Consider the following 25,261-nt stretch of genomic DNA (forward strand, 5'->3'; position numbering starts at 1 on the left):
TTGCACCGAAGCGCAATGCCGGCCGGATGATGTCGTCTACGAATTACGCCTTGGCGATTTCGTGGTTCGACATGATTTCGATCGCGCGGCACAGTGCCGAGTGATCCAGACCGCTCATACCGTTGGCAGCACAGGCGTTCATCAGTTCCTGGGTTGCTGCGGTATTCGGCAGCGACACGCCCATCGATTTGGCGCCTTGCAATGCCAGGTTCAGATCCTTCTGGTGCAGTTCGATACGGAAGCCCGGATTGAACGTACGCTTGACCATGCGTTCGCCGTGCACTTCCAGGATGCGCGAATTCGCAAAGCCACCCATCAGCGCTTCACGCACCTTGGCAGGATTTGCACCGGCTTTCGATGCGAACAGCAGTGCTTCGGAAACAGCCTGGATGTTCAGTGCAACGATGATCTGGTTAGCGACCTTGGTCGTTTGGCCGTCGCCGTTACCGCCGACCAGCGTGATGTTCTTGCCCATTGCTTCGAACAGCGGCTTGACTTCGTCGAACGCCTTTTGCGAACCGCCGACCATGATCGTCAGCGAAGCGGCTTTCGCGCCGACTTCACCGCCGGAAACCGGTGCGTCCAGGTATTCGCAACCCAGGTCGTTGATCTTCTTGGCGAAACCTTTGGTCGCGATCGGCGAGATCGAGCTCATGTCGACGACGATCTTGCCAGCGGTCAGGCCGGCAGCAACGCCGTTTTCAGCGAACAGCACGGCTTCGACGTGCGGGGTATCCGGCACCATCGTGATGATGATGTCGGCGCGTTTGGCGACTTCGGCGCCGGACGTGCAGGACGTTGCACCGCCGTCGATCAGTTCAGCAGGCGGGTTCTTGACGTCATGCAGATACAGCTTGTGACCGCCCTTTTGCAGGTTGAGCGCCATCGGCGCACCCATGATGCCCAGACCGATAAAACCGACTTTTGCCATGATGATGACTCCTGAAATTTTTGATTGTGTTGAGGTATTGCTGCGGACGAAGGCTGCGTCCTAAAAGACGAGCGGCCCGTCCGGACCGCTCGTGCTTCGTATTGCCTTATACGCCGTGCGCTGCGCGCCAGCCGAGGCCTTCCACGGTACCGGCTTTCGGTTTGTATTCGCAACCGATCCAGCCCTTGTAACCGATCTCGTCGATGAACTTGAACAGGAAACCGTAGTTGATCTCGCCGGTGCCCGGTTCGAAACGACCCGGGTTGTCAGCCAGCTGCAGGTGAGCGATGACGGCCAGGTTGTTCTTCATCGTGTTCGCCAGTTCACCTTCCATGCGTTGCATGTGATAGATGTCGTACTGGTAGAACAGGTTGTCGGAACCGACCTTGGCGATGATGTCCAGCGTCTGCTTGGTGCCCGACAGGAAGAAGCCCGGGATGTCGAACGTGTTGATCGCTTCGATCAGCAGCGGAATGCCGGCGGCCTTCAGCTTCTCTGCAGCGTACTTCAGGTTCGACACGAACGTCGCTTCAGCCTGTTCGTAGGACACGCCGGCCGGCACGATACCGGCCAGGCAGTTGATACGCTGGGTGCCGAGCACCTTGGCGTATTCCAGCGCCTTGTCGACGCCTTCCTTGAACTCGGCCACGCGATCCGGGTGGCAGGCAATGCCGCGCTCGCCACCGGCCCAATTACCGGCCGGCAGGTTGTGCAACACCATCTCCAGATTGTTCTCTTTCAGCTTCGCAGCGACATCAGCCGCCGGGAAGTCGTACGGGAACAGGAACTCCACACCCTTGAAACCATTCTTTGCAGCTTGCTCAAAGCGGTCCATGAAAGGAACCTCATTGAACAGCATCGTCAGGTTGGCAGCGAGTTTCGTCATCAGTCTTCCTTCACGTCCAGGATTTCTTCGAATTCGTTAACCGCGTTGATCTCGGTACCCATGGCGATGTTGGTCACGCGCTCGAGGATGATCTCGACGACGACCGGCACCTTGAATTCCTTGATCATTTCCTGCGCCTTCTTGAAGGCCGGAGCGATTTCGTTCGGATCGAACACGCGGATCGCCTTGCAGCCGAAGCCTTCGGTGACCTTCACGTGGTCAACACCGTACGACGCGTTTTCGGTCGAGTTGATGTTGTCGTATGCCAGCGAGACGCAGTAGTCCATCGTGAACATGCGTTGCGCCTGACGGATCAGACCCAGGTACGAGTTGTTCACCAGCACGTGGATGTACGGCAGGTTGAACTGCGCGCCGGCGCCCAGTTCTTCGATCAGGAACTGGAAGTCGTAGTCGCCGGTGATCGCAACGATCGGGCTGGTCGGGTCGGCTGCGCGGACACCCAGAGCGGCCGGAACGGTCCAACCCAGCGGGCCTGCCTGGCCGCAGTTGATCCAGTTACGCTCTTTGTACACGTGCAGGAATTGACCGGCAGCGATTTGCGACAGACCGATGTTCGAAACGTAACGGGTGTCCTTGCCGAACACGTTGTTCATCTCTTGATACACGCGTTGCGGCTTGATTGGCGTGTTGTCGAAGTCGGTCTTGCGCAGCATCGTGCGCTTGCGCTTCTGGCACTCTGCCAGCCATGCGTCACGGTTCTTCAGCTTGCCGGCTGCTTTCCATTCTTTCGCAACTTCAACCAGCAACTTCAGTGCAGCGCCGGCGTCGGAAACGATGCCCAGATCCGGACCGAACACGCGACCGATTTGGGTCGGTTCGATGTCGATGTGCACGAACTTACGGTCTTTGGTGAAGACGTCGATCGAACCGGTGAAACGGTTCGCCCAACGGTTACCGATGCCGAAGCAGAAGTCGGAAGCCAGCATCGTGGCGTTGCCGTAGCGGTGCGACGTTTGCAGACCGACCATACCGACCATCAGCGGGTGATCGTCAGGTACGGTGCCCCAGCCCATCAGCGTCGGCACGACCGGCACGTTGACGATCTCGGCGAATTCCTGCATCAGCGGCGTTGCGTTGGCGTTGATGACGCCACCGCCCGAAACCAGCAGCGGACGCTCGGATTCGTTCAGCATCGTCAGTGCGCGCTCGATCTGCTTGCGGGTAGCAGCAGGCTTGTAGACCGGCAGCGGCTCGTACAGATCCGGATCGAATTCGATCTCGGCGACTTGCACGTCGAACGGCAGGTCGATCAGGACCGGGCCCGGACGGCCGGAACGCATGATGTGGAAAGCTTGCTGGAACACCATCGGAACCAGTGCAGGCTCGCGAACCATGACGGACCACTTGGTGACCGGCTTGGAGATCGATTCGATGTCGACAGCCTGGAAGTCTTCCTTGTGGACGCGTGCGCGCGGCGCCTGGCCGGTCACGCACAGGATTGGGATCGAGTCGGCTTGTGCGGAGTACAGGCCGGTGATCATGTCGGTGCCGCCAGGGCCCGAGGTGCCCAGGCAGACGCCGATGTTGCCGGCTTTTGCGCGGGTGTAGCCTTCGGCCATGTGCGAAGCGCCTTCAACGTGGCGCGCCAGAATGTGCTTGATCGTGCCATTCTTTTGCAGTGCAGCGTAAAACGGGTTGATCGCTGCGCCCGGAACGCCGAACGCCTGATCAATACCTTCCTTCTGCATAACCCAGACTGCTGCCTGGGCTGCGGTCATCTTTGCCATCATCTACCTCCAGTGGTGAAATTTTTACTGACGCGTATGGTAATTGGTATGCAATAATTTGAGAATAGAAATTTTACTTAACCAATTAAATACTTCAGGTATCGAATGGATAAGCTAAAACAGATTGAGGCCTTTGTGACCGCCGTCGACCACGGCAGTTTCGCCGCCGCCGCGCTGGCATTGCAGGTGACGCCCGTCATGGTCGGCCGCCGAATCGATACCCTGGAGAAACGTTTGGGCGTGCGCTTATTGCATCGTTCGACACGTAAGCTGGCGTTGACCGAAGAAGGCTCTGTTTTCCTCGAACATTGCCGTAAGTTACTAACCGAACTGGATCAGGCCGAAAGCGCCATCTCGGTCGGCCGCCACAAGGTGACCGGCCACCTGATCGTTTCAGCCCCTGCCTCGTTCGGCCGCCAGCACGTGGCGCCCTACGCACCATCCTTTCTGCTGCAGCATCCGGAACTGAAGATGTCGTTCAACCTGACCGACCGCGTCGTCGATCTGGTGCAGGAAGGCTACGACATGGGCATCCGCATCGGCGGCACCATCGAGCCCAACTTTGTTGCTGTCAAACTGGCATCGAACAAGCGTGTTGTCTGCGGCACGCCTGAATATTTCAAGAAGCACGGCCGGCCGAAGACGCTGGACGATCTGACAAAGCACAATTGCCTTGCCTTCAACTTGCAAGGCGGACAACAGCGCGGCTGGTACTTCAACGTGCGTGGCAAGACCGTCTCGGTACGCGCCAACGGCAACCTCGACTGCAACGACGGCGAACTGCTGCATCGCTGGATGACCGAGGGCCTGGGCATCGCGTGGCGCTCGGTATGGGAAATTCAGCGCCAGCTGGAAGACGGCACGCTGGAAACCGTACTGGATGAATACGCGATTCCCGACTACGACATCATGGCCGTCTATCCGCAGCAACGGAACGTGCCGGCCAAGGTACGGCTGTTCATCTGGCATCTAAAAGCGATGTACAGCCAGGCCGGTTACTGGAGCCGCGAATCGCCGGCCGATACGCAACCGACGCCGTTCGAACTGCCGGTATAACGCCTCACTTTCACAGCACGCAGTCAACGATCGCGCAAATCGCCAAGCGCACAAATAAAAAAGCCGCATCCTTCGATGCGGCTTTTTTTGTACAGCAGCTTACGGAGATCAGGCCTTCAGTGCGGTCAGCACTTCGTCCAGCATCTTCTTCGCATCGCCGAACAGCATGCGGTTGTTCTCTTTGTAGAACAGCGGATTGTCGACGCCGGCGTAACCGGAAGCCATCGAACGCTTCATGACGATCGACGTCTGTGCCTTCCAGACCTGCAGCACCGGCATACCGGCGATCGGGCTGTTCGGATCTTCTTCCGCAGCCGGGTTCACGATGTCGTTCGCACCGATGACCATGACTACGTCGGTATCCGGGAAGTCTTCGTTGATCTCGTCCATTTCCAGCACGATGTCGTACGGCACTTTCGCTTCCGCCAGCAGCACGTTCATGTGGCCAGGCATACGGCCTGCGACCGGGTGGATCGCGAAACGCACATTGGCGCCCTTGGAACGCAGATGCTGAACGATTTCGTTGACCGTGTGCTGTGCCTGCGCAACCGCCATGCCGTAGCCCGGCACGATGACGATGCTCTTCGCTTCGCGCAGCAGTTCCGCAGTTTCAGCCGAGCTGACCGGCGTGACTTCGCCTTCCGGCTGCGCGGCATCGCCTGCCGGCTTGGCCGACGTCGTACCGAAGCCGCCGGCAATCACGCTGATGAAGTTGCGGTTCATTGCGCGGCACATGATGTACGACAGGATCGCACCTGAGGAACCGACCAGCGCGCCGGTCACGATCAGCAAGTCATTGCTGAGCATGAAGCCGGTTGCCGAAGCAGCCCAGCCCGAGTAGCTGTTCAGCATCGATACCACGACCGGCATGTCGGCGCCGCCGATTGCCATCACCATGTGGATACCGAACAGCAGCGCGATGACGGTCATCACGATCAGCGGCGTCATGCCTTCCGATACGTTCTCGGAATTGATGAACTCGCGGCCGAAGTAGATGACGACGATCAGCAGGATCAGGTTCAGCCAGTGGCGTGCCGGCAGCAGCAGCGGCTTGCCGCCGATCTTGCCGTTCAGCTTGCCGAATGCGATCAGCGAACCGGAGAAGGTCACTGCGCCGATCAGGATACCGACGTAGATTTCCACTTCGTGGATGATCTTCTCTGCGCCTTCGTAGTGCATCGACGGATCGATGTAGCTGGCGAAGCCGACCAGAGCCGCAGCCAGACCGACGAAGCTGTGCATCAATGCGACCAGTTCCGGCATTTCGGTCATCTTGACCTTCTTGGCGGCGAACAGGCCGATCGAACCGCCAACGACCAATGCGATGATGATCCATGCATAGCCGTCAGCCGTCACACGCGGGCCGAACACGGTAGCGATCACGGCGATCGCCATGCCGATCATGCCGTACAGATTGCCACGGCGCGACGACTCAGGATGGGACAGACCGCCCAGGCTGAGGATGAAGAGAATGGTTGCTCCGATGTAGGAGACAGTAGCCAGATTTGCAGACATTCAGGGTCTCCTTAATTCTTGCGGAACATATCAAGCATGCGACGGGTGACCGCGAAGCCACCGAACATGTTGATCGCGGTAAGGGCAATAGCGACGGCGGCGAGACACTTGATCAGCATCTCGGGACGCGTAATGCCATCCGCAAGCGGAGGAGCAACCTGGACCAGCGCGCCAAGCACGATGATCGACGAAATGGCGTTGGTCACGCTCATCAGCGGCGTATGCAGTGCCGGCGTGACGTTCCACACCACCATGTAACCAATGAAGCAACCCAGCACGAACACGGTGAAGTGACCGAGGAAAGCGGTCGGCGCACCGACGCCGATCAGCCAGAACAGCACTGCGGCAAAAATGAACATGGTCACCACGCGCTTCGGCGACGACACGTTACCGCTCGGGCCATGGCCATGCGCTGGTGCAGGTGCCGGCGCTGCGGCCGGCTTGGCAGCCGGAGCAGCCACTTGTTTCGGCGGCGGAGGCGGCCAGGTGATGTTGCCTTCCTTGATGACGGTCAGTCCACGGATGGCTTCGTCTTCCATGTTGACGTTGACGGTGCCGTCAGTCGTCTTCTTGCCTTCTGCGTCCTTGCTCAGCTCTTCGGTCAGGCGCAGCAGGTTGGTGGCGTACAGCGTGCTGGCCTGCTTCGGCAGACGGCTTGGCAGATCGGTGTAACCGATGATGGTCACGCCGTGTTTCACCACGACCTTGCCGGGTTCGGTCAGTTCGCAGTTGCCGCCTTGCTCGGCTGCCATATCGACGATCACGCTGCCGGGTTTCATGGACTGAACCATGTCGGCGGTGATCAGTTTCGGCGCCGGTTTGCCCGGGATCAGTGCGGTGGTGATGATGATGTCGCATTCCTTGGCCTGCTGCGCGTACATCTCGCGCTGCGCCGCCTGGAAGCCTTCGGACATGACCTTGGCATAGCCGCCGCCGCCCGAACCTTCTTCGTCATAATCGACCTTCACGAATTCGCCGCCCAGCGACACGACCTGGTCGGCCACTTCTGCACGGGTATCGTTGGCGCGCACGACGGCGCCCAGGTTGGCGGCCGTACCGATCGCAGCCAGACCGGCCACACCGGCGCCCGCGATGAACACCTTGGCCGGCGGAACCTTGCCCGCAGCCGTAATCTGGCCGTTGAAGAAACGACCGAAGGCATTGGCAGCCTCGATGACTGCGCGATAGCCACTGACGCCGGCGGTGGAGGTCAAGGCGTCCATCTTCTGCGCGCGGGACAGCGTGCGCGGCAGCGAGTCCATCGCCAGAACGGTTACCTTCTTCGCAGCAAGCTGCTGCATCAATTCAGGATTCTGTGCCGGCCAGATGAAGCCGATCAGGGTGCTGCCTTCGCGGATCAGGCCGACTTCTTCGGCGCTGGGAGCGCGCACCTTGAAGACGATATCGGACCCGGACCACAGATTGGCGGCGCCTTGCACGATCTGCGCGCCGGCGGCGCGGTAGGCATCGTCGCTGAAGTTCGCTTCGTCGCCGGCGCCGGATTCGACGTTGACGGAAAAGCCCAGTTTGATCAGCTTTTCTACGACTTCAGGGACAGTCGCCACCCGTTTTTCGCCGGGGAATGTCTCCCGCGGTACTCCAATAACTAAAGACATGACTTCTCTCTTAAGTTGTTTAAATTCTTTTGTCGATCACGCGACTGCACGCGAACAAAAACCCGGTTCAAGCAGCACAAAAGGCGCGACCGGGTTTTCTGTACGGCGGCTTGTTATTGTTGCTCTTGCTGCTTCAGTCCCGTGATGCGGTTGTTCTCGTCGACGAAGACGATCTTTGGAACATACGTCTCGATTTCTTCATCGCTCATCGGCCCGTAGGTGCAGATGATGAGCAGGTCGCCCAGATGCGCGCGGCGCGCGGCGGCGCCATTCAGCGAGATTTCGCCGCTGCCACGCTTGCCCTTGATGGCATAGGTGGAAAAGCGCTCGCCGTTGTTGATGTTGTACAGCTCGATCTTTTCGTTGACCTTGATGTCGGCCGCTTCCAGCAGATCCTCATCGATCCCGCACGAACCTTCGTAGTGCAAGTCGGCCTGCGTCACCGCGACGCGATGAATCTTGGCCCTGAGCATGATGCGCTGCATGTTTTTTCCGTTTACTTAAACTGCCTCGACGCCAAACCGGCGAAGGCATATCAATCATGTTTTCCCGAACCGGCCTTCATATGAATTGCCAGCTGATCCCGCAGCGCATGCGTTGCCTACATATACACGCGGCGAGGAAAATTCGATCCCGATATCGGACAGGCGCCCGTTGCCTAACTGTCCAGATTTGTCCTATCGGTGCTGTCGGCTCTGCAAAAAGCCAAACGATAAGGATAAGGCCAAATGCCCGCCAAGCAAAGTTCGCGATTCTGCCGTTTTTTTTTCTAATCACCAACTACCTGCCTCAACTTTTTGCGAAAAATTTCCCTATATTGCCTTTTTGACATATCAATTCCACCATATTATTGCCACCAAGCATGTTTCCACCATTTCGGCAGCAAGGCATGAAGGCAGACGACACGGTAGAATGTCGCCTCTTTCGAAGGAGCATCATGACCGACGTGTGGAAACCATCCGTGACCGTAGCCGCGATCATCGAGCGCGAAGGCCGTTTTTTGCTGGTCGAAGAAGAGACCAGCGAAGGCATCCGCTTCAATCAGCCGGCCGGCCATCTCGATCCGGGCGAATCGCTGGAACAGGCTGTCGTACGCGAAACCCTAGAAGAGACTGCACACGATTTCACGCCGACCGCGCTGGTCGGCATGTACATGTCGCGTTACGTTTCGCAACGCACCGGCCATGACGTCACCTATCTGAGCTTCACCTTCTGTGGCGAACCTGGACGCAAGCACGATCGCCCGCTCGATACCGGCATCCTGCGCGCCGTCTGGATGGATTACAACGAACTGGTCGCCTGCCGCGATCGTCATCGCAGCCCGTCGGTATTGCAGCGCGTGGACGACTACCTGGCCGGCAAGCGCCTGCCGCTGTCGTTCATCTCTACGCATTCGTCCGTCTACGAGGTCGCCAATGGCTAAGAAGCGTGTCGTCATCGGCATGTCCGGCGGTGTCGACTCGTCGGTTTCGGCCTGGCTGCTGAAGGAGCAAGGCTACGAAGTCATCGGCCTATTCATGAAGAACTGGGAAGACGACGACGATTCCGAATACTGCTCGACACGCCAGGACTGGATCGATGCGGCCAGCGTAGCTGACGTCGTCGGTGTCGACATCGAAGCCGTCAACTTCGCTTCGGAATACAAGGACCGCGTATTCGCCGAATTCCTGCGCGAATACGAAGCCGGCCGCACGCCGAATCCGGACGTGCTATGCAATGCTGAAATCAAGTTCAAGGCCTTCCTCGATCATGCGATGGAACTGGGCGCCGATCTGATCGCGACCGGCCATTACGCACGCGTGCGCGAAGTGACGTCCGGCTCCGACGCCGGCAAATTCGAATTGCTGAAGGCCGTCGACGCCAGCAAGGACCAGAGCTATTTCCTGCATCGGCTGAATCAGGCACAACTGTCGAAGACGCTGTTCCCGCTCGGCGAGATCAAGAAGACCGAAGTGCGCCGCATCGCCGAACAGCTACAACTGCCGAACGCAAAGAAGAAGGATTCGACCGGCATCTGCTTCATCGGCGAACGGCCGTTCCGCGAATTCCTGAATCGCTACCTGTCGTATCGCCCCGGTCCGATGATGACGCCGGAAGGCCAGGTCGTCGGCGAACACGTCGGCCTGAGCTTCTACACGCTGGGCCAGCGCAAAGGCATCGGCATCGGCGGCATGAAGTCGCACAAGAATGCCGACGGCAACAGCGAGCCGTGGTACGTCGCGCGCAAGGACGTAGCGAACAACACGCTGTATGTCGTGCAAGGCCACGATCATCCGTGGCTGCTGTCGTCGGAACTGACCGCAGGCCAGATGAGCTGGATTGCGGGCGAAGCGCCGCGCGAGGAACACGTGTCGGCGAAGACGCGCTATCGCCAGACCGACGTCGACTGCACGCAGCAAACGCATGCCGACGATTTTTCGCTGGCCTTCACGGCACCGCAATGGGCAGTGACGCCGGGGCAATCGGCTGTACTGTATCAGGGCGACGTTTGTCTCGGCGGCGGCATCATCAATACCGCTGCGGCTTGACTTAACGCAGGCGGCTCAAAACTTAGACGACTCAGCTCAAGCAACGCAAGCGACCGTATCGCAAGCAGATGCGTGATCGTCTCGCTCCGCTCTTCAGAAAACTTCCTCTCATCGTTGTACACTGTGCCGCTGCTCGATGCAGTCGGCACGAGCATGCATCGGAGAGAACATGCGCAACTTCCCCCTTCGTTATTCCGGCCTGGCTGTATCGGTTTTCGCTTTCGCCATTTCGTTGCTGACCGTGTTGTGGCTGAATGCCGGCTGGTGGCTGTTGATTCTGTCGGGCGCCTTGATTGCGATCGGCATCGCCGACATGTGCCAGAAGGAACATGCGCTGCTGCGCAACTATCCGATCCTCGCGCACTTCCGCTATCTGCTGGAGTCGATTCGCCCCGAGATCCGTCAATACTTTCTGGAAGAAGATGCGGCAGCCACACCGTTCTCGCGCAACCAGCGTTCGCTCGTCTATCAACGCTCCAAGCAAGTCATCGACAAGCGTCCGTTCGGCACGCAGATGGATGTCTATCAAGGCGATTACGAATGGATCAACCATTCGATCGCGCCGGCCAAGGTCGGCACGCACGATTTCCGCATCACGATCGGTGCAGATCGCGCACAACCCTATTCGGCCAGCATCTTCAATATCTCCGGCATGAGCTTCGGCGCGTTGTCGGGCAATGCGATCCGCGCGCTGAATCGCGGCGCACAGCTCGGCGGCTTCATGCACGACACCGGCGAGGGCAGCATCAGCCGCCATCATCGTCCGCATAACGATAACGAGCCGGGAGGCGATCTGGTGTGGCAGATCGCCTCCGGCTATTTCGGCTGTCGCAACGACGACGGCACCTTCTCGCCAGAGAAGTTCGCCGCGCAGGCCACGCTGCCGCAGGTGAAGATGATCGAGATCAAGCTGTCGCAAGGCGCCAAGCCCGGCCATGGCGGCGTGCTGCCGGGCGCGAAAGTATCGGCAGAAATCGCCCATGCGCGCGGCATCGTGCAGGGCATCGACTGCGTCTCGCCATCGTCGCATTCCGCCTTCGATTCGCCGATCGGTCTGCTGCATTTCGTCGAGCAGTTGCGCACGCTGTCCGACGGCAAGCCGACCGGCTTCAAGCTGGCGATCGGCCACCCGTGGGAGTTCTTCGGCATCGCAAAAGCCATGCTGCAGACCGGCATCACGCCGGACTTCATCGTCGTCGACGGCGGCGAAGGCGGCACCGGTGCCGCGCCTGTCGAATTCACCGACCACGTCGGTGTGCCGCTGCAGGAAGCGCTACTGCTGGTGCACAACACGCTGGTCGGCGCGAATCTGCGCGACAAGATCAAGATCGGCGCATCCGGCAAGATCGTTTCCGCCTTCGATATCGTGCGCACGCTGGCGCTCGGTGCGGACTGGTGCAATTCCGCGCGCGGCTTCATGTTCGCGCTCGGCTGCATCCAGTCGCAGAGCTGCCATACCGATCGCTGCCCGACCGGCATCGCCACGCAAGATCCTTTGCGCCAGCGTGCGCTGATCGTGCCCGACAAGGCCGAACGCGTCGCCGCCTTCCATCGCAATACGCTGAAGGCACTGGCGGAACTGATCGCCGCCGCCGGCCTGACGCATCCATCGCAGCTGAAACCGCATCATCTGGTGCGACGCGTATCCACCAATCAGGTCAAACTCGCCTCTGCGCTGCTGCCCTATCTCGAAACCGGCCGGCTGCTGGGCGAAGCCGATGCAGAACGCCCGCTGCCGGAAGTCTTCGCCCGCTACTGGCCAATCGCCCAGGCCGATTCCTTCCAGCCCGCCGCATTGGCGTCGTAACACCGCTCCCACAGCCTCCTCCAACTCCGGCGCTTCCATATAAGAAGAGGAAGCGCCGGAAGCCCCTGTTTTCATTGCCTTCCGGACAATTTCACCTCACTGCGACACCCCGCAGAAAAAGCTTGCAATCCTCGAATAGATCACTGATAATCTAAACAAGAATTGTTCTCATTAACAGCAAAGGTTCGTCATGACGATCTCGACACCACGCAATGCACAGGAAAATACGCCCTCTGCCGCACGTCCGGATGTTGTGGCGGGACAGGCGGTACCGAGGATCAACAGCCGGGACTTGTTCCGGCAGATGCGCGAAGTGGAAATCGCGCATGAAGGGCGGATTTACCGCCTGCGATTGACGCAGTTGAACAAATTGATTTTGACGGCATAACCGAATCAGCGATTCCGAACGACGCCAGCCCGCACGACGACAGCAACCGACGTTGCGCCAGCCAGCCGAACCACCTCAAAGGAGAGTTTGATGGCAATCGATAAAGCGGATCAGGCCTTGCAGGAACCGAACCGGATGCCGGCACAACCGGAATTGCTGGTTTCCGCCGTGTTGCATTTGATGTCGCACTACACGACGAACAATCAGGAATCCAGTGCCTGTCTCAAGCTGGCTTCGGTCATCGAACGGCACTTGAAGGCACTGGCCGATCTGCCGGATCTGGCACCTGTATTGCGAGCCACTTGCCAGCAGTTGTCGGAACAATGGGCGACCGTCGTCGAGCGCGCCATGTCGCAATCGGAAAAGCTGCGGCGTTTGACACGACTCGTAGCAGGCGGACGCGCAGTCAATTGATATAAATCCCGGTGCAAGCCATCGGGATACATGCAGGAAATGTTTAGGCATTTTTGATAGTCAACCTTCAGGAAAGTCGCAGGGACATCGATGATTGTTTGCGTTTGCAATAACGTGTCGGAACGAAAAATCCGCCAGGCGGTCGATAGCGGTATCACGCGCATGTCCGAACTGCGCGACGAGCTTGAAGTCGGCACCTGCTGCGGCAAATGCCATTCCTGCGCCAAGCGTGTGCTGCGCGAATGCCTGGCCGATGCAAAACCCGCGTCTGTTGCGGTCCAACAACCCGTCCTGTTCCAGCTAGGTGCCCTCGCTGCATAATCAAGCAGTTGGCAAGTTTTTATGAGTGCAATACCCATGCCGTCGACGGCACCGCTTTCTTCCCCCTTCCTGAGCCAGCAGTTGAGACGCTTCCTCCCGTTGATCATCATCATCGGGTTGCATATCGCCGTGTTTTACGCACTGCGCAGCGGCCTCGTACATCAGGTCGCGCAAATGATGCCGCGCGAAATCACTGCGTCCCTCATCACGTTGCAACCGCCCGCGCCGGAACCGAAGCCACAACCGAAACCGAAGACCGTGCCGGTCGTCAAAAAACCGGTAGCGAAACCAAAACCGCGTCCTATCATTACGGATAAGCCCGCGCCGCAAGCAATTACCGAGGAAGCGCCGCCGCCTGAGCCGCCGTCGAAGGAACCGCCTTCCGATGCGCCGCCGACCGCCGCGCCGTCCGCACCGCCGGCACCGGCCATGCCGAAACTGATTTCAGGCGTGTCGTACATCAACCCGCCGCGCCCAGTCTATCCGCCGCTGGACGCACGCATGGGCAACGAGGGCACCGTGACGCTGCGCGTACTGATCAATGAACAAGGCCGCGCAGAGCGCGTGGAAGTGCAGAAATCGTCAGGCTCGCTGCGGATGGACGATGCCGCCCGCCAGGCTGTGATGCGCGCACTGTTCAAGCCTTACCTGGAAGATGGCAGACCGGCTCCGGCCTACGCCATCGTGCCGATCAATTTCACGTTGAATAGATAAAGAAGGAAACATCATGGAAGTCAGTCCGTACGGTTTGGAAAGTCTGTGGGCGCAAGGCGACCTCGTCACCAAAGGCGTGGCCGTCCTGCTGATCGCAATGTCGATCGCATCGTGGTACGTCATCGTGACCAAGGCGCTGCAATTGTTCCAGTACCGCAAATCCGCACGTGCCGCCGGGCACGAATTCTGGGATGCCACCAGCCTGCAGGCCGGCATGGCCACGCTGGGCACCGGCAATCCGTTTGCCGACATCGCCAAGGCCGGCGTCACCGCAATGGATCACCACGTTGCGCACAAGGGCCATCTGCATGACGAACTGTCGGTCAGTGACTGGATCACGCTGTCGCTGCGCCAGGCCATCGACGAAACCCAGGCGCGTCTGCAGACCGGCATGGCCGTGCTGGCATCGGTCGGCTCGACCGCGCCATTCGTCGGCCTGTTCGGCACCGTGTGGGGCATCTATCACGCGCTGGTCGCAATCGGCACATCCGGTCAAGCCAGCATCGACAAGGTCGCCGGCCCGGTCGGCGAAGCGCTGATCATGACCGCACTCGGCCTCGCCGTCGCGATTCCCGCCACCTTTGGTTACAACGCACTGGTCCGCGGCAACAAGGCCGTCATCGCAAAGATGAACAAGTTCGGCTTCGATCTGCACGCCCTGTTCGTCACCGGCGCCCGCGCCAAGGACGGCGGTAACAATGCAAGCGGTTCCAAGCTGGTCGCCGTCGGAGGCAAATAATGGCAATGGGTTCTCTGTCGGACGACGACGACTTCAACCCGGAGATCAACACCACGCCGCTGGTCGACGTGATGTTGGTCTTGCTGATCATCTTCATCATGACGATTCCGGTGATCAATCATGCGGTCAAGCTGGACCTGCCGCGCGCAACCAGCCAGCCGAATGAAACCAAGCCGGAAACGATCAATCTGTCGATCAATGCACAAGGCCAGGTCTTCTGGAACAACGAGTTGATGGATGAAACCCAGCTCGCGACCCGCATCGCCGACGCAGCGAAAGTCACGCCGCAACCGGAATTGCATCTGCGCGCAGATCGCACCACACCGTACGAAAAAGTGGCACAGGTCATGTCCGCTGCGCAGACAGGCGGCTTGACCAAGATGGGCTTCGTCACCGAGATACCGAAGTAATCCGTGCATGCGGAATGCGCAACATTCCGCACAGCATCACATCAACGCGCCACGGCTTGCCGCTGGCGCGTTTTTATATTTCTGCACCGCCGCCGCTTATTCGTATTTTCATCCGTGCTTATCCATGCCTGTATCTGCACGTTGATCCATTTTCATTCAATGAAAATACGAATGATTCCGGCTAACGAAATGCAGCCGCACCCTACGAAAACCACTATGCATCGGCTATCATGAGCGCACTTCACGGCGGCGTGATCGATGCATTCGATTGCGCCGGCCATTCATCCCATTCGACATCGAGGTTCCCATGAAAGGCGACAGCAACATCATCAAGCTGCTCAATGCGCAGCTCACCAACGAACTGACCGCCATCAATCAGTATTTCCTGCATGCGCGCATGTACAAGCACTGGGGCTTCGAAAAGATCGCCAAGAAGGAATACGAGGAATCGATCGGCGAAATGAAACATGCCGACAAGCTGATCGATCGCATCCTGATGCTGGATGGCCTGCCGAACCTGCAGGCGCTGCACAAGCTGATGATCGGCGAGAACACGCAGGAAATGCTCGGCTGCGATCTGAAGCTGGAACAAGGCGCGCAGAAAACCGTGAAGGAAGGCATCGCAGCCTGCGAAGCAGCGGGCGATTATGTATCGCGCGAACTGTTCCAGCTGATCCTCGACGATACCGAGGAGCACATCGATTGGCTGGAAACCCAGCTCGACCTGATCGAAAAGGTCGGCATCCAGAATTATCTGCAGGCGCAGATGATCGAAGAGTAAGAACGCGACACGATGCAGATGACAACAGCTGTATCGCATCAGCAGCATCAATAAAAAGGGACGCCGAAGCGTCCCTTTTTGCATCAAGCGCACATCATTGCGGCGCGGTTTCCTTGAACGATGGTCGTTCGCACAGCTTGTCGTACAAGCGCTCCAGATTCGGATAATCGGTACGCCAGTCGATTTCCGGGAAACGGAACGACAGCCAGCCCAGCACGCAACCAACGGCAACATCCGCCAGCGTGTACTGATTGCCGGCGCAGAAGGCGGTTTCCTTCAATCCGGTCGACATTGCCTGCAGACCGGCATGCACCTTCTTCATCTGGCGCGACACCCATTCCTTGCTGCGTTGCGCTTCCGGGCGCATCGTCGATTCCAGACGCACCAGCATCGCGGCGTCCGCCACGCCATCGGCCAAAGCTTCCCAGCATTTGACTTCCGCGCGTTCGCGGCCATTCGGCGGGATCAGTTTGCCGACCGGCGTCAGCGTATCCAGATATTCGACGATCACGCGCGAATCGAACATCGCGCCCCCGTCTTCCATCACCAGGCAAGGCACCTTGCCAAGCGGATTTGATTCCTGAATCACCGTTTCCGGCGACCATACATTTTCGAGAACAAAATCGTAATCGATCTTTTTTTCCAGCATGACAATACGTACCTTGCGCACGTACGGGCTGGCGAGAGAACCAATCAGTTTCATAAATGCCTGCTTCGAAATTGGAAGGCGATTATACATCGCAGCCCCTTGGAAGACGGCGATTCCCCCTCTGGCAACGTGGCAGTTTTGCGACGCGCGACAGTGGTAAAATGTCGCCTTCCGTTTGTGCAATGTTTCTTCGCGCGACGGCTCCGTTTTTCATTCACGTCATCGCGTTTCCTTTTCATCATGTCCCTTTCCACGCTCTCCGCCCTTTCGCCGCTGGACGGCCGCTACGCTGCCAAGACCGACAAGTTGCGCCCCATCCTTTCCGAAGCCGGTTTCATGCATCATCGCGTGAAAGTGGAAATCGCCTGGCTGCAGGCGCTGGCGTCCGCCAATCTTGCCGAGATCAAGCCGTTTTCCGCCGCCGCCAACGATCGCCTGACCAAACTGGCCGCAGACTTCACCGAAGCCGATGCACAACGCATCAAGGACATCGAAGCCGTCACCAATCATGACGTGAAGGCGGTCGAGTATTGGCTGAAGGAAAAAGTGAAGGACGTGCCGGAACTGGTGGCAGCCACCGAATTCATTCACTTCGCCTGCACCTCCGAAGACATCAACAACACGTCGCACGGCATGATGATCAAGGCTGCGCGCGACACCGTGCTGCTGCCTGCATTGCAAGCCATTATCGACAAGTTGACGCAACTGGCGCACGACAACGCCGCGCTGCCGATGATGTCGCGCACGCACGGCCAACCTGCCAGCCCGACCACGCTCGGCAAGGAAATGGCGAACGTCGTCGCCCGTCTGAAACGCGCGGCCGAACGCATTGCCGCCGTGCAGATTCTCGGCAAAATGAACGGCGCCGTCGGCAACTTCAACGCACACCTGTCCGCTTATCCTGAAAAGGATTGGCAAGCCTTCTCGAAGGACGTCATCGAGAACCGTCTCGGCCTGACCTTCAATCCGTACACGATCCAGATCGAACCGCATGACTACATGGCCGAACTGTTCGACGCCGTTGCGCGCGCCAACACGATCCTGATCGATCTCAACCGCGACATCTGGGGTTACATCGCGCTCGGCTACTTCAAGCAGATCACGAAGGCCGGCGAGATCGGTTCGTCGACGATGCCGCATAAGGTCAACCCGATCGATTTCGAAAACTCCGAAGGCAACCTCGGCATGGGCAATGCCGTGCTGAAGCACATGGCGGAAAAACTGCCGGTGTCGCGCTGGCAGCGCGATTTGACCGATTCCACCGTGCTGCGCAACATCGGCGTCGGCTTCGGTTATGCCGTACTGGCCTACGACAGCTGCCTGCGCGGCTTGAACAAGCTGGAAGTCAATCCGGCACGCCTGGCTGAAGATCTGGACGAAACCTGGGAAGTGCTGGCCGAGCCGGTGCAGACCGTGATGCGCCGCTACGGCATCGAAAATCCGTACGAGCAGTTGAAGGACCTGACGCGCGGCAAGGGCATCTCGAAGGAAGCGCTGCATACCTTCATCAAGACGCTGGCCATTCCACAGGAAGCCAAGGATCAATTGCTGGCGATGACGCCGTCCAGCTACATCGGCTACGCCGCCCAGCTCGCCAAGGCAATTTGACGCAACACCGACGACGGCATTAGCCATCGTCATCAAAGAAAGCGTTTGCCGGCATCGGCACGCTTCCTTTTATTTTGCTATATTTGTTCGAATTAGAACTTATTGGCAAAACTGACATGCGTCCACCAGCCATCCGCTATACGCTGCCCGCGATCGCCCTGCACTGGCTGATTGCGCTGCTGATCATCGCCACCTTCCTGTTGGGGCTGACCATGGTCGACATTCCCGGACTGACGCCGACCAAGCTCAAGTATTTCTCATGGCACAAATGGATGGGCGTGACCGTGTTCGGCCTCGCCTGTTTGCGTGTGCTGTGGCGGCTGACGCACAAGGCGCCTCCCTATCCCGACGGCATGCCGCAATGGCAGCGCAATGCGGCGCATATCGTGCACGGCCTGCTGTATCTGCTGATCTTCGCGATTCCGCTATCCGGCTATTTCTTCAGCCTCGCATCCGGCGTGCCGGTCGTCTATCTAGGCGTCGTGCCGCTGCCGGTATGGATCGCACCAGATCCGGAACTGAAAGCCGTACTGCGCCAGTTGCACTATGGTCTCAACATGACTTTGCTGTTCCTGTTCTGCCTGCACGTACTGGCGGCGCTCAAGCATCAGTTCATCGATCGCGATCGCGCGCTGCAGCGCATGCTTCCGTAATTCTTACCCGAAAGGATTTCCATGTTCGCTCAGACGTTTTCCCGCACCAAGCTTTCCCGTACTTTCCGTACCACTGCCATCGCGGCGGTTTTCATCGCACTGCCTGTACTCGCCGCCACGCTGAAGGCCGATCCGGCGAAAAGCAGTATCACCGCCACTTTCAAGCAACTGAACGTGCCGGTCGATGCCAAGTTCAGGAAATTCGATGCGCAGATCGTCTATGACGCCGCCAAGCCTGATACATCGAAAGCAAATGTGAATATCGATGTCACCAGCTTCGATCTGGGCGACCCCGAATACAACAAGGAAGTGCTGAAGAAGGAATGGTTCAACGCTGCGCAATTCCCGAAAGCCACCTTCATCTCCAGCCAGATCAAGCCCGGTGCCGGCGGCAAGCTCGACGTGACCGGCAAGCTGACGATCAAGGGCAAGACGTCCGACGTCAGCTTCCCGATGAGCGTGAAGAAAGAGGGCAACGGCCAGGTGTTCGAAGGCGCGCTGCCGATCAAGCGCCTGACTTACAACATCGGCGAAGGCGAATGGAAAGACACCAGCATGGTCGCGGACGAGGTCACGATCAAGTTCCGCGTCGTCGCGCAATAAGCATGCAGCAAAACGCAGTAACGCATCAATGCAACAACGATCAACGCAGTTTTCTCAACCAAGGAGTCCACGCATGAAATCCAGTCTCATCCTGGCCGGCCTGCTCGTCGCAGGCGCCGCCCACGCCGCACCAACAACCTACAACATCGAGCCCAACCACACGTACCCAAGTTTCGAAGCCGACCACTTCGGCATTTCGACCTGGCGCGGCAAGTTCACGAAAACCAGCGGCACCGTCGTGCTGGACCGTGCAGCCAAGACCGGCTCGGTCGACATCACCGTCGATGCCAGTTCCGTCGACTTCGGCCATGCCAAGATGAACGAACATGCGCGCGGCAAGGATCTGTTCAACGTTGCGCAATATCCGACCGCCACGTTCAAGAGCACCAAGGTGCGCTTCAACGGCGATACGCCGGTAGCCGTCGATGGCGAATTCACGCTGCTCGGCGTGACCAAGCCGCTGACGCTGACCATCAACAAGTTCAAGTGCATCCAGCACCCGATGCTGAAGCGTGAAGTCTGCGGCGCCGATGCCTCGGCCGAATTCAAGCGCAGCGACTTCGGCATGAACTACGGCCTGCCGGCATTCTCGCCGGAAGTAAAACTGGCTATCCAGGTAGAAGCAGTCAAGGCTGACTGATCTTGACCTTCGGGCCGGCGCCATATGCGTCGGCCCGAGTCGGCATTTTCCATTCCGCATCGATACACGCCATGACAGAACGCTACCTCCGCAGCATCCGCCTGCTGGCAGAGTGCTATCACGCATTCGGGCGCCAATCCGGTGCCAACATCCGCAGCCGTACCGGACTGACACCTTCGCAATTCGACATCATCGCCACACTGGGCAACACGCCCGGCATGACGTTCAAGGAGCTGGGCGAGAAGACCTTGATCACCAAGGGAACGCTGACCGGCGTCGTCGACCGGTTGCAGGAGAAGGAACTCGTCGTGCGCGTCACGCAGCAGGAAGACCGGCGCAGCACGATCGTGAAACTGACAAAGAAAGGCGAAGCCGAATTCAAGCGCGTCTTTGCGCCACAGATCGCGTTCGGCAAGCAAGCCTTCGCCCACTATGCAGACAACGATTTCGATGCGCTCGAAAAGGAATTGACGCGGCTGTATCGCAACCTGACCGGCAGCGATCCCAAGCCGCGTTACTGATCTCCGTCTTCGCCACCATACGAGCTCTCTCGAAGAACGCTATCCACCAGAACCCGAGCTCGGCTCACGTCCCTACGTAGAGATCACGATCTCCTACTGCGTGACCGCAGCTGACAATGGCAATGATGGTGGATTTCCCCCTTGCCATAGAACAAAAAAAGCCGCGTTCCTTCGAAACGCGGCTTTTAGAATTACTTGCCGGCTTGTCAAACGACAGCGCCGTCGTTTTCCACCTTCTCCTTCGCCGGCTTCAACAGATCTTCGCGCTTGACGCCCAGCCACATCGCCAGCGCCGCCGCAACGAACACGGAAGAATAGATACCGAAGCAGATACCGATGGTCAGCGCCATCGCGAAGTAATGCAGCGTCGGACCGCCGAAGAACAGCATCGACAGCACCACCAGCTGCGTCGAACCGTGCGTGATAATCGTGCGCGAGATCGTGCTGGTAATCGCATGGTTCAGCACTTCGGGTACCGGCATCTTGCCGTGGCGGCGATCGCGGAAAGTTTCGCGCACGCGGTCGAACACGACAACCGATTCGTTGACCGAATAGCCGAGCACGGCCAGCACCGCTGCCAGCACCGTCAGAGAAAATTCCCACTGGAAGAAGGCGAAGAAACCCAGAATGATGACGACGTCGTGCAGGTTCGCCAGGATTGCCGACACCGCGTATTTCCATTCGAAACGGAACGCAAGATAGATGACGATTCCGAGTACCAGCATGCCGAGCGCCATCAGGCCATCATGCGTCAGCTCGTCGCCGACCTGCGGACCGACGAATTCGACGCGCTTCAACAACACGTCCGGATGCTGTGCCTTCAATGCGCCGATCACCTTCTGGCTCAGCGCGCCGGAATCCATGCCCTCCTTGGCCGGCAGGCGGATCAGCACATCATGCGCAGTGCCGAAGCTCTGCACCTGCATGTCGGTATAGCCCAGTCCCTCGATCGCCTGGCGCACGCCGTCCACGTCGGCCGCCTGCGTGTACTGAACCTCCATCACCGTGCCGCCGGTGAATTCGATCGACAGATGCAGACCGCGATGAAACAGGAAGAACACGGCGGCGACGAACGTCAATGCGGAAACCACGTTGAAGATCAACGCGTGGCGCATGAACGGAATGTCTTTCTTGATGCGGAAAAATTCCATTGCTTCCTCTCGATGCGGCGCCTTCCGCGCCGCGTGATGTCATTCGCAGGCCCGCGTCGTCGATGACGCGGACGTTTACTACCGTTTCGTTATTCCTTGGCCTTCCAGACCTGGCCGATCGAAATCGACTGCAGCTTCTTCTTGCGGCCGTACCACAGGTTGACTGCACCACGCGACACGACGACCGACGAGAAGATCGACGTCAAGATGCCCAGGCAGTGGACGACCGCAAAGCCGCGCACCGCGCCGGAACCGAAGATCAGCAGCGCCAGGCCGGCGATCAGCGTCGTCACGTTGGAGTCCAGAATCGTCGCCCACGCGCGTTCGAAGCCCATCGAGATCGCCGTATGCGGCGCATGGCCGGCACGCAATTCCTCGCGTATCCGTTCATTGATCAGCACGTTGGCGTCGATCGCCATGCCGAGCGTCAGCGCGATAGCCGCGATGCCGGGCAATGTCAGCGTCGCCTGCAGCAGCGACAACAGTGCCACCAGCAGCATCAGGTTGACCGCCAGCGCGAACACGCTGAAGAAGCCGAACATGCGGTAGTAGATGATCATGAAGAAGGCAATCGCGAGAAAGCCGTACAGCACCGCGTCGAAACCCTTCTTGATGTTCTCGGCACCGAGCTGCGGGCCGATCGTGCGTTCTTCGATGATTTCCATCGGCGCAGCCAGCGAACCGGCACGCAACAGCAGCGCCAGATCGCTGGCGGCTTCCGGCGTACCCATGCCGGTGATCTGGAAACGCGCACCGAGTTCGTCGCGAATCGTCGCCACCGTCAGCACTTCGCCCTTGCCCTTTTCAAACAGCACGATCGCCATGGCTTTGCCAACACGCGAACGCGTCGCTTCGCGCATGCGGCGGCCGCCGTCGCCGTTCAGGTCGATCGCGACTGCCGGCTGGTGGTTCTGGTCGAACGCAGCGGATGCACTTGAGATGTATTCGCCGGTAATGATCGGATCCTTGTACAGCACGACCGGCGCGCCACGGCCAACCTTGAACAGTTCGGAGCCGAACGGGATCGTCGCCGTTTCCTCGGTGCCGCGCATCACCGATTCATCGACCAGGCGCACTTCCAGCGTCGCGGTCTTGCCGATGATGTCCTTCGCGCGCGAAACGTCCTGCACGCCCGGCATCTGCACGACAATGCGGTTCGCGCCTTCACGCTGGATGATCGGTTCGGTCACGCCAAGTTCGTTGACGCGATTCGACAGCGTCGTGATGTTTTGCTGAACAGCATCGTCGATCGTCTGCTTCAGCGCAGCCGGCTGCAGCGTGGCAACCAGTTTCAGATCGTCGCCGCTGCCGGCATCGACCAGCGTCAACTCACGCAGCTCGTCGGTCAGTACGGTGCGTGCTCGGTCGCGCGTGGCGGCGTCGCGGAAGGAAACCGCGATGTTGTCGCCGTCACGTGCAATGCCACTGTGGCGAACGTCCTTGTCGCGCAGCACGGCGCGGATGCTGCTCTGCAGGCCGGTGACGCGCTTGTTCATGATGGCCTTGGTATCGACCTGCATCAGGAAGTGCACACCGCCGCGCAAGTCGAGACCGAGGAACATCGGATGCGCGTTCAGGCTTTGCAGCCAGGACGGCGTGTTCGGCAGCAGGTTGAAGGCGACCAGATAAGTTGGATCGGCCGGATCGGTATTGAGCGACTTCTCCAGCACGCCTTTGGCCTTGAACTGGGTGTCGGTGTCGGCGAAGCGCACGCGTACGGTGCCTTGCGTGCCGATCGTTTCGTAGTAAACACCATCCGCCTGCAGGTTGTTCCGTTTCAGGATGTCTTCGACTTGCGTCATCAGCGAGCTGTCGATCTTGACGGTTGCCTTGCCGCTGCTGATCTGGACTGCCGGCGATTCACCGAAGAAATTCGGTATCGTGTACAGCACGCCCAGCAAGAGCGCAACAGCGATCGTTATGTACTTCCAGAGGGGATAGCGATTCATGTTTGTTCGGTGTTCGGGTGAAGCGTCAGGCGAAAATCAAACCCCGCGTCCGGTCGACGGAAGCGGGGTTCGTATTCATTACAGCGACTTGATCGTGCCCTTCGGCAGCAGCGTCGAGACGGCGCTCTTCTGGATGACGATTTCGGTGCCTTCCTGTACTTCGATCGCCAGGTAGACGTCGGAAACCTTGGTGACCTTGCCCAGGATGCCACCGGACGTCACGATTTCGTCGCCGCGCGTCACCGCTTCCATCATGGTGCGGTGTTCCTTCTGGCGTTTCATCTGCGGACGAATCATCAGGAAGTACAGCGCCACGAACATCAGAATGATAGGAATGAACTGGGTCAGGCTGCCCAGGAAACCGCCAGGGGCTGCAGCCGTTGCTGCGTATGCGTTGGAAATGAACACGGGTTGCTCCAGGTTGTAGTAATGAAAAGTGGCCGGCTATTTTAGCACTGGAAAATATGCGGTCCGCCGTTCCTCGCGCCGAGGAAAATCGCAAGTCAGGCGCCGCGTGCGCGATCTTCGTGGAACTGGCGGACGAAAGCGGCGAAGCAGCCTTCCTCGATGGCAGAGCGCATCTGCTTCATCAGGTCCAGGTAATAGTGCAGGTTGTGGATGGTATTGAGCCGCGCGCCGAGGATTTCGCCGGCGCGGTGCAGATGGTGCAGATAGGCGCGCGAGAAATTGCGGCAGGCATAGCAGCCGCAGGTTTCGTCCAGCGGTTTCTTGTCATCCTTGTAACGCGCATTCTTGATCTTGATGTCGCCGAAGCGCGTGAACAGCCAGCCGTTGCGCGCATTGCGCGTCGGCATCACGCAGTCGAACATGTCGATGCCGTTCGCCACGCCCGCCACCAGATCTTCCGGCGTGCCGACGCCCATCAGGTAATGCGGCTTGTCCGCCGGCAGTTTCGGGCCGACGTGCTGCAGCACGCGCATCATGTCTTCCTTCGGTTCGCCAACCGACAGGCCGCCGATGGCAATACCGTGGAAACCGATTTCCCCGAGACCCGCCAGCGACTCGTCGCGCAGATGCTCGAACATGCCGCCCTGCACGATGCCGAACAGTGCGTTCGGATTTTCCTCGCGATTGAATTCATCCAGCGAGCGTTTGGCCCAGCGCAGCGACATGCGCATCGACTTCGCCGCTTCGTCCGTCGTCGCCGGGCGGCCGTCGATCTGGTAAGGCGTGCATTCGTCGAACTGCATCACGATGTCGGAATTCAACACGCGCTGGATCTGCATCGACACTTCCGGCGACAGGAACAGCTTGTCACCGTTGATCGGCGAGGCGAAATGCACGCCTTCCTCGGTGATCTTGCGCATGTCGCCCAGCGAGAACACCTGGAAGCCGCCGGAATCAGTCAGGATCGGCTTGTCCCAGCCCATGAAGCCGTGCAGGCCGCCGAACTGCGCGATGATCTCGTTGCCTGGGCGCAGCCACAGATGGAAGGTGTTGCCGAGGATGATCTGCGCGTCGATCTCATCCAGTTCCAGCGGCGACATTGCCTTGACCGAACCATAGGTGCCGACCGGCATGAAAATCGGCGTTTCGATCGTGCCGTGATTCAGCGTCAGGCGGCCGCGGCGCGCGTGGCCGTCGGTTTTCAGGAGTTCGTATTTCAGCATTG

At 59.0% G+C, this 25,261-nt stretch carries 28 protein-coding genes; 17 read left to right on the top strand and 11 right to left on the bottom strand.

Translation table 11 applies throughout. The annotated features are described in order from the left end of the window. Nucleotides 1–43: 43 nt before the first annotated feature. The 3 genes from glxR to gcl form a co-directional block, all read right to left on the bottom strand. On the bottom strand, nt 44–931 hold the full coding sequence (gene glxR / locus ACO1VH_RS04580) for a 2-hydroxy-3-oxopropionate reductase (protein ID WP_486242907.1): 888 nt from the start codon (nt 929–931) through the stop codon (nt 44–46). A gap of 106 nt (nt 932–1,037) precedes the next feature. Continuing rightward, nucleotides 1,038–1,817, bottom strand: coding sequence for a hydroxypyruvate isomerase (hyi, locus tag ACO1VH_RS04585; RefSeq protein ID WP_486242909.1), 780 nt, complete (start codon nt 1,815–1,817; stop codon nt 1,038–1,040). Next, nucleotides 1,817–3,565 carry a glyoxylate carboligase gene (gene gcl / locus ACO1VH_RS04590; RefSeq protein ID WP_486243098.1) on the bottom strand — a complete coding sequence of 583 codons (1,749 nt, stop codon included), beginning with the start codon at nt 3,563–3,565 and terminating at the stop codon, nt 1,817–1,819. Before gcl ends, hyi begins: the two co-directional genes overlap by 1 nt. A gap of 105 nt (nt 3,566–3,670) precedes the next feature. On the opposite strand from gcl, the gene ACO1VH_RS04595 reads away from it, so the two are divergent. Then, nucleotides 3,671–4,621, top strand: coding sequence for a LysR family transcriptional regulator (locus tag ACO1VH_RS04595; protein ID WP_486242911.1), 951 nt, complete (start codon nt 3,671–3,673; stop codon nt 4,619–4,621). A 108-nt stretch (nt 4,622–4,729) separates the two neighbouring features. Here the strand turns inward: ACO1VH_RS04595 and pntB are convergent, their stop codons facing one another. The 3 genes from pntB to panD all read right to left on the bottom strand — a co-directional run bounded on the left by pntB (nt 4,730) and on the right by panD (nt 8,237). Beyond that, on the bottom strand, nt 4,730–6,136 hold the full coding sequence (gene pntB / locus ACO1VH_RS04600; protein ID WP_486242913.1) for a Re/Si-specific NAD(P)(+) transhydrogenase subunit beta: 1,407 nt from the start codon (nt 6,134–6,136) through the stop codon (nt 4,730–4,732). A gap of 11 nt (nt 6,137–6,147) precedes the next feature. Next, on the bottom strand, nt 6,148–7,752 hold the full coding sequence (locus ACO1VH_RS04605; RefSeq protein WP_486242916.1) for a Re/Si-specific NAD(P)(+) transhydrogenase subunit alpha: 1,605 nt from the start codon (nt 7,750–7,752) through the stop codon (nt 6,148–6,150). A gap of 113 nt (nt 7,753–7,865) precedes the next feature. After that, nucleotides 7,866–8,237 carry an aspartate 1-decarboxylase gene (panD, locus tag ACO1VH_RS04610; protein WP_486242918.1) on the bottom strand — a complete coding sequence of 124 codons (372 nt, stop codon included), beginning with the start codon at nt 8,235–8,237 and terminating at the stop codon, nt 7,866–7,868. Nucleotides 8,238–8,689: 452 nt separating this feature from the next. Here panD and ACO1VH_RS04615 point away from each other — a divergent pair, with 452 nt between their 5' ends. The 11 genes from ACO1VH_RS04615 to bfr all read left to right on the top strand — a co-directional run bounded on the left by ACO1VH_RS04615 (nt 8,690) and on the right by bfr (nt 15,854). Further along, nucleotides 8,690–9,175: an NUDIX hydrolase gene (locus tag ACO1VH_RS04615; protein ID WP_486242920.1), complete on the top strand. Its 486-nt coding sequence runs from the start codon at nt 8,690–8,692 to the stop codon at nt 9,173–9,175. Next, nucleotides 9,168–10,280, top strand: coding sequence for a tRNA 2-thiouridine(34) synthase MnmA (mnmA, locus tag ACO1VH_RS04620; RefSeq protein WP_486242922.1), 1,113 nt, complete (start codon nt 9,168–9,170; stop codon nt 10,278–10,280). Before ACO1VH_RS04615 ends, mnmA begins: the two co-directional genes overlap by 8 nt. 169 nt (nt 10,281–10,449) lie before the next feature. Next, entirely contained in the window at nt 10,450–12,087 is a 1,638-nt protein-coding gene (locus ACO1VH_RS04625; protein WP_486242924.1) for an FMN-binding glutamate synthase family protein, read from the top strand. A gap of 190 nt (nt 12,088–12,277) precedes the next feature. Further along, nucleotides 12,278–12,475: a hemin uptake protein HemP gene (hemP, locus tag ACO1VH_RS04630; protein ID WP_188422584.1), complete on the top strand. Its 198-nt coding sequence runs from the start codon at nt 12,278–12,280 to the stop codon at nt 12,473–12,475. A 90-nt stretch (nt 12,476–12,565) separates the two neighbouring features. Continuing rightward, the gene (locus tag ACO1VH_RS04635) at nt 12,566–12,889 is read left to right on the top strand and encodes a hypothetical protein (protein WP_486242926.1); all 324 of its coding nucleotides are present in this window, start codon (nt 12,566–12,568) and stop codon (nt 12,887–12,889) included. 90 nt (nt 12,890–12,979) lie between these two features. Then, on the top strand, nt 12,980–13,210 hold the full coding sequence (locus ACO1VH_RS04640; RefSeq protein WP_486242928.1) for a (2Fe-2S)-binding protein: 231 nt from the start codon (nt 12,980–12,982) through the stop codon (nt 13,208–13,210). 21 nt (nt 13,211–13,231) lie between these two features. Further along, nucleotides 13,232–13,924: an energy transducer TonB gene (locus ACO1VH_RS04645; protein WP_486242930.1), complete on the top strand. Its 693-nt coding sequence runs from the start codon at nt 13,232–13,234 to the stop codon at nt 13,922–13,924. Nucleotides 13,925–13,937: 13 nt separating this feature from the next. Next, complete coding sequence (locus tag ACO1VH_RS04650) at nt 13,938–14,663, top strand: MotA/TolQ/ExbB proton channel family protein (protein WP_486242932.1); 726 nt, start codon at nt 13,938–13,940, stop codon at nt 14,661–14,663. After that, complete coding sequence (locus tag ACO1VH_RS04655; protein ID WP_486242934.1) at nt 14,663–15,073, top strand: ExbD/TolR family protein; 411 nt, start codon at nt 14,663–14,665, stop codon at nt 15,071–15,073. The genes ACO1VH_RS04650 and ACO1VH_RS04655 overlap by 1 nt, the downstream gene beginning before the upstream one ends. Nucleotides 15,074–15,087: 14 nt before the next feature. Further along, complete coding sequence (locus ACO1VH_RS04660; RefSeq protein ID WP_486242936.1) at nt 15,088–15,258, top strand: hypothetical protein; 171 nt, start codon at nt 15,088–15,090, stop codon at nt 15,256–15,258. Nucleotides 15,259–15,380: 122 nt separating this feature from the next. Continuing rightward, complete coding sequence (gene bfr, locus ACO1VH_RS04665) at nt 15,381–15,854, top strand: bacterioferritin (RefSeq protein ID WP_486242938.1); 474 nt, start codon at nt 15,381–15,383, stop codon at nt 15,852–15,854. Nucleotides 15,855–15,948: 94 nt separating this feature from the next. Here bfr and ACO1VH_RS04670 read toward each other — a convergent pair whose 3' ends face one another. Further along, a complete protein-coding gene (locus tag ACO1VH_RS04670; RefSeq protein ID WP_486242940.1) occupies nt 15,949–16,557 on the bottom strand; it encodes a glutathione S-transferase N-terminal domain-containing protein in 609 nt (202 codons plus the stop codon). A 186-nt stretch (nt 16,558–16,743) separates the two neighbouring features. On the opposite strand from ACO1VH_RS04670, the gene purB reads away from it, so the two are divergent. The 5 genes from purB (at nt 16,744) to ACO1VH_RS04695 (ending at nt 20,528) form a co-directional block, all read left to right on the top strand. Next, complete coding sequence (gene purB / locus ACO1VH_RS04675; RefSeq protein ID WP_486242942.1) at nt 16,744–18,111, top strand: adenylosuccinate lyase; 1,368 nt, start codon at nt 16,744–16,746, stop codon at nt 18,109–18,111. Between the two features lie 116 nt (nt 18,112–18,227). Beyond that, on the top strand, nt 18,228–18,764 hold the full coding sequence (locus ACO1VH_RS04680) for a cytochrome b (protein ID WP_486242944.1): 537 nt from the start codon (nt 18,228–18,230) through the stop codon (nt 18,762–18,764). A gap of 21 nt (nt 18,765–18,785) precedes the next feature. Next, nucleotides 18,786–19,367 carry a YceI family protein gene (locus ACO1VH_RS04685; protein WP_486242946.1) on the top strand — a complete coding sequence of 194 codons (582 nt, stop codon included), beginning with the start codon at nt 18,786–18,788 and terminating at the stop codon, nt 19,365–19,367. Nucleotides 19,368–19,440: 73 nt separating this feature from the next. Then, nucleotides 19,441–20,007: a YceI family protein gene (locus ACO1VH_RS04690; RefSeq protein ID WP_486242948.1), complete on the top strand. Its 567-nt coding sequence runs from the start codon at nt 19,441–19,443 to the stop codon at nt 20,005–20,007. A gap of 71 nt (nt 20,008–20,078) precedes the next feature. Beyond that, nucleotides 20,079–20,528, top strand: coding sequence for a MarR family winged helix-turn-helix transcriptional regulator (locus ACO1VH_RS04695; protein ID WP_486242949.1), 450 nt, complete (start codon nt 20,079–20,081; stop codon nt 20,526–20,528). A gap of 206 nt (nt 20,529–20,734) precedes the next feature. Here ACO1VH_RS04695 and secF read toward each other — a convergent pair whose 3' ends face one another. The 4 genes from secF to tgt all read right to left on the bottom strand — a co-directional run bounded on the left by secF (nt 20,735) and on the right by tgt (nt 25,259). Continuing rightward, nucleotides 20,735–21,679, bottom strand: coding sequence for a protein translocase subunit SecF (secF, locus tag ACO1VH_RS04700; protein ID WP_486242951.1), 945 nt, complete (start codon nt 21,677–21,679; stop codon nt 20,735–20,737). Nucleotides 21,680–21,768: 89 nt separating this feature from the next. Beyond that, entirely contained in the window at nt 21,769–23,628 is a 1,860-nt protein-coding gene (gene secD / locus ACO1VH_RS04705) for a protein translocase subunit SecD (protein ID WP_486242953.1), read from the bottom strand. A gap of 78 nt (nt 23,629–23,706) precedes the next feature. Further along, on the bottom strand, nt 23,707–24,036 hold the full coding sequence (gene yajC, locus ACO1VH_RS04710) for a preprotein translocase subunit YajC (protein WP_486242955.1): 330 nt from the start codon (nt 24,034–24,036) through the stop codon (nt 23,707–23,709). A gap of 95 nt (nt 24,037–24,131) precedes the next feature. Further along, nucleotides 24,132–25,259 carry a tRNA guanosine(34) transglycosylase Tgt gene (tgt, locus tag ACO1VH_RS04715; protein ID WP_486242958.1) on the bottom strand — a complete coding sequence of 376 codons (1,128 nt, stop codon included), beginning with the start codon at nt 25,257–25,259 and terminating at the stop codon, nt 24,132–24,134. Nucleotides 25,260–25,261: the final 2 nt, after the last annotated feature.

The sequence above is a fragment of the Oxalicibacterium sp. genome (genome assembly GCF_057353965.1).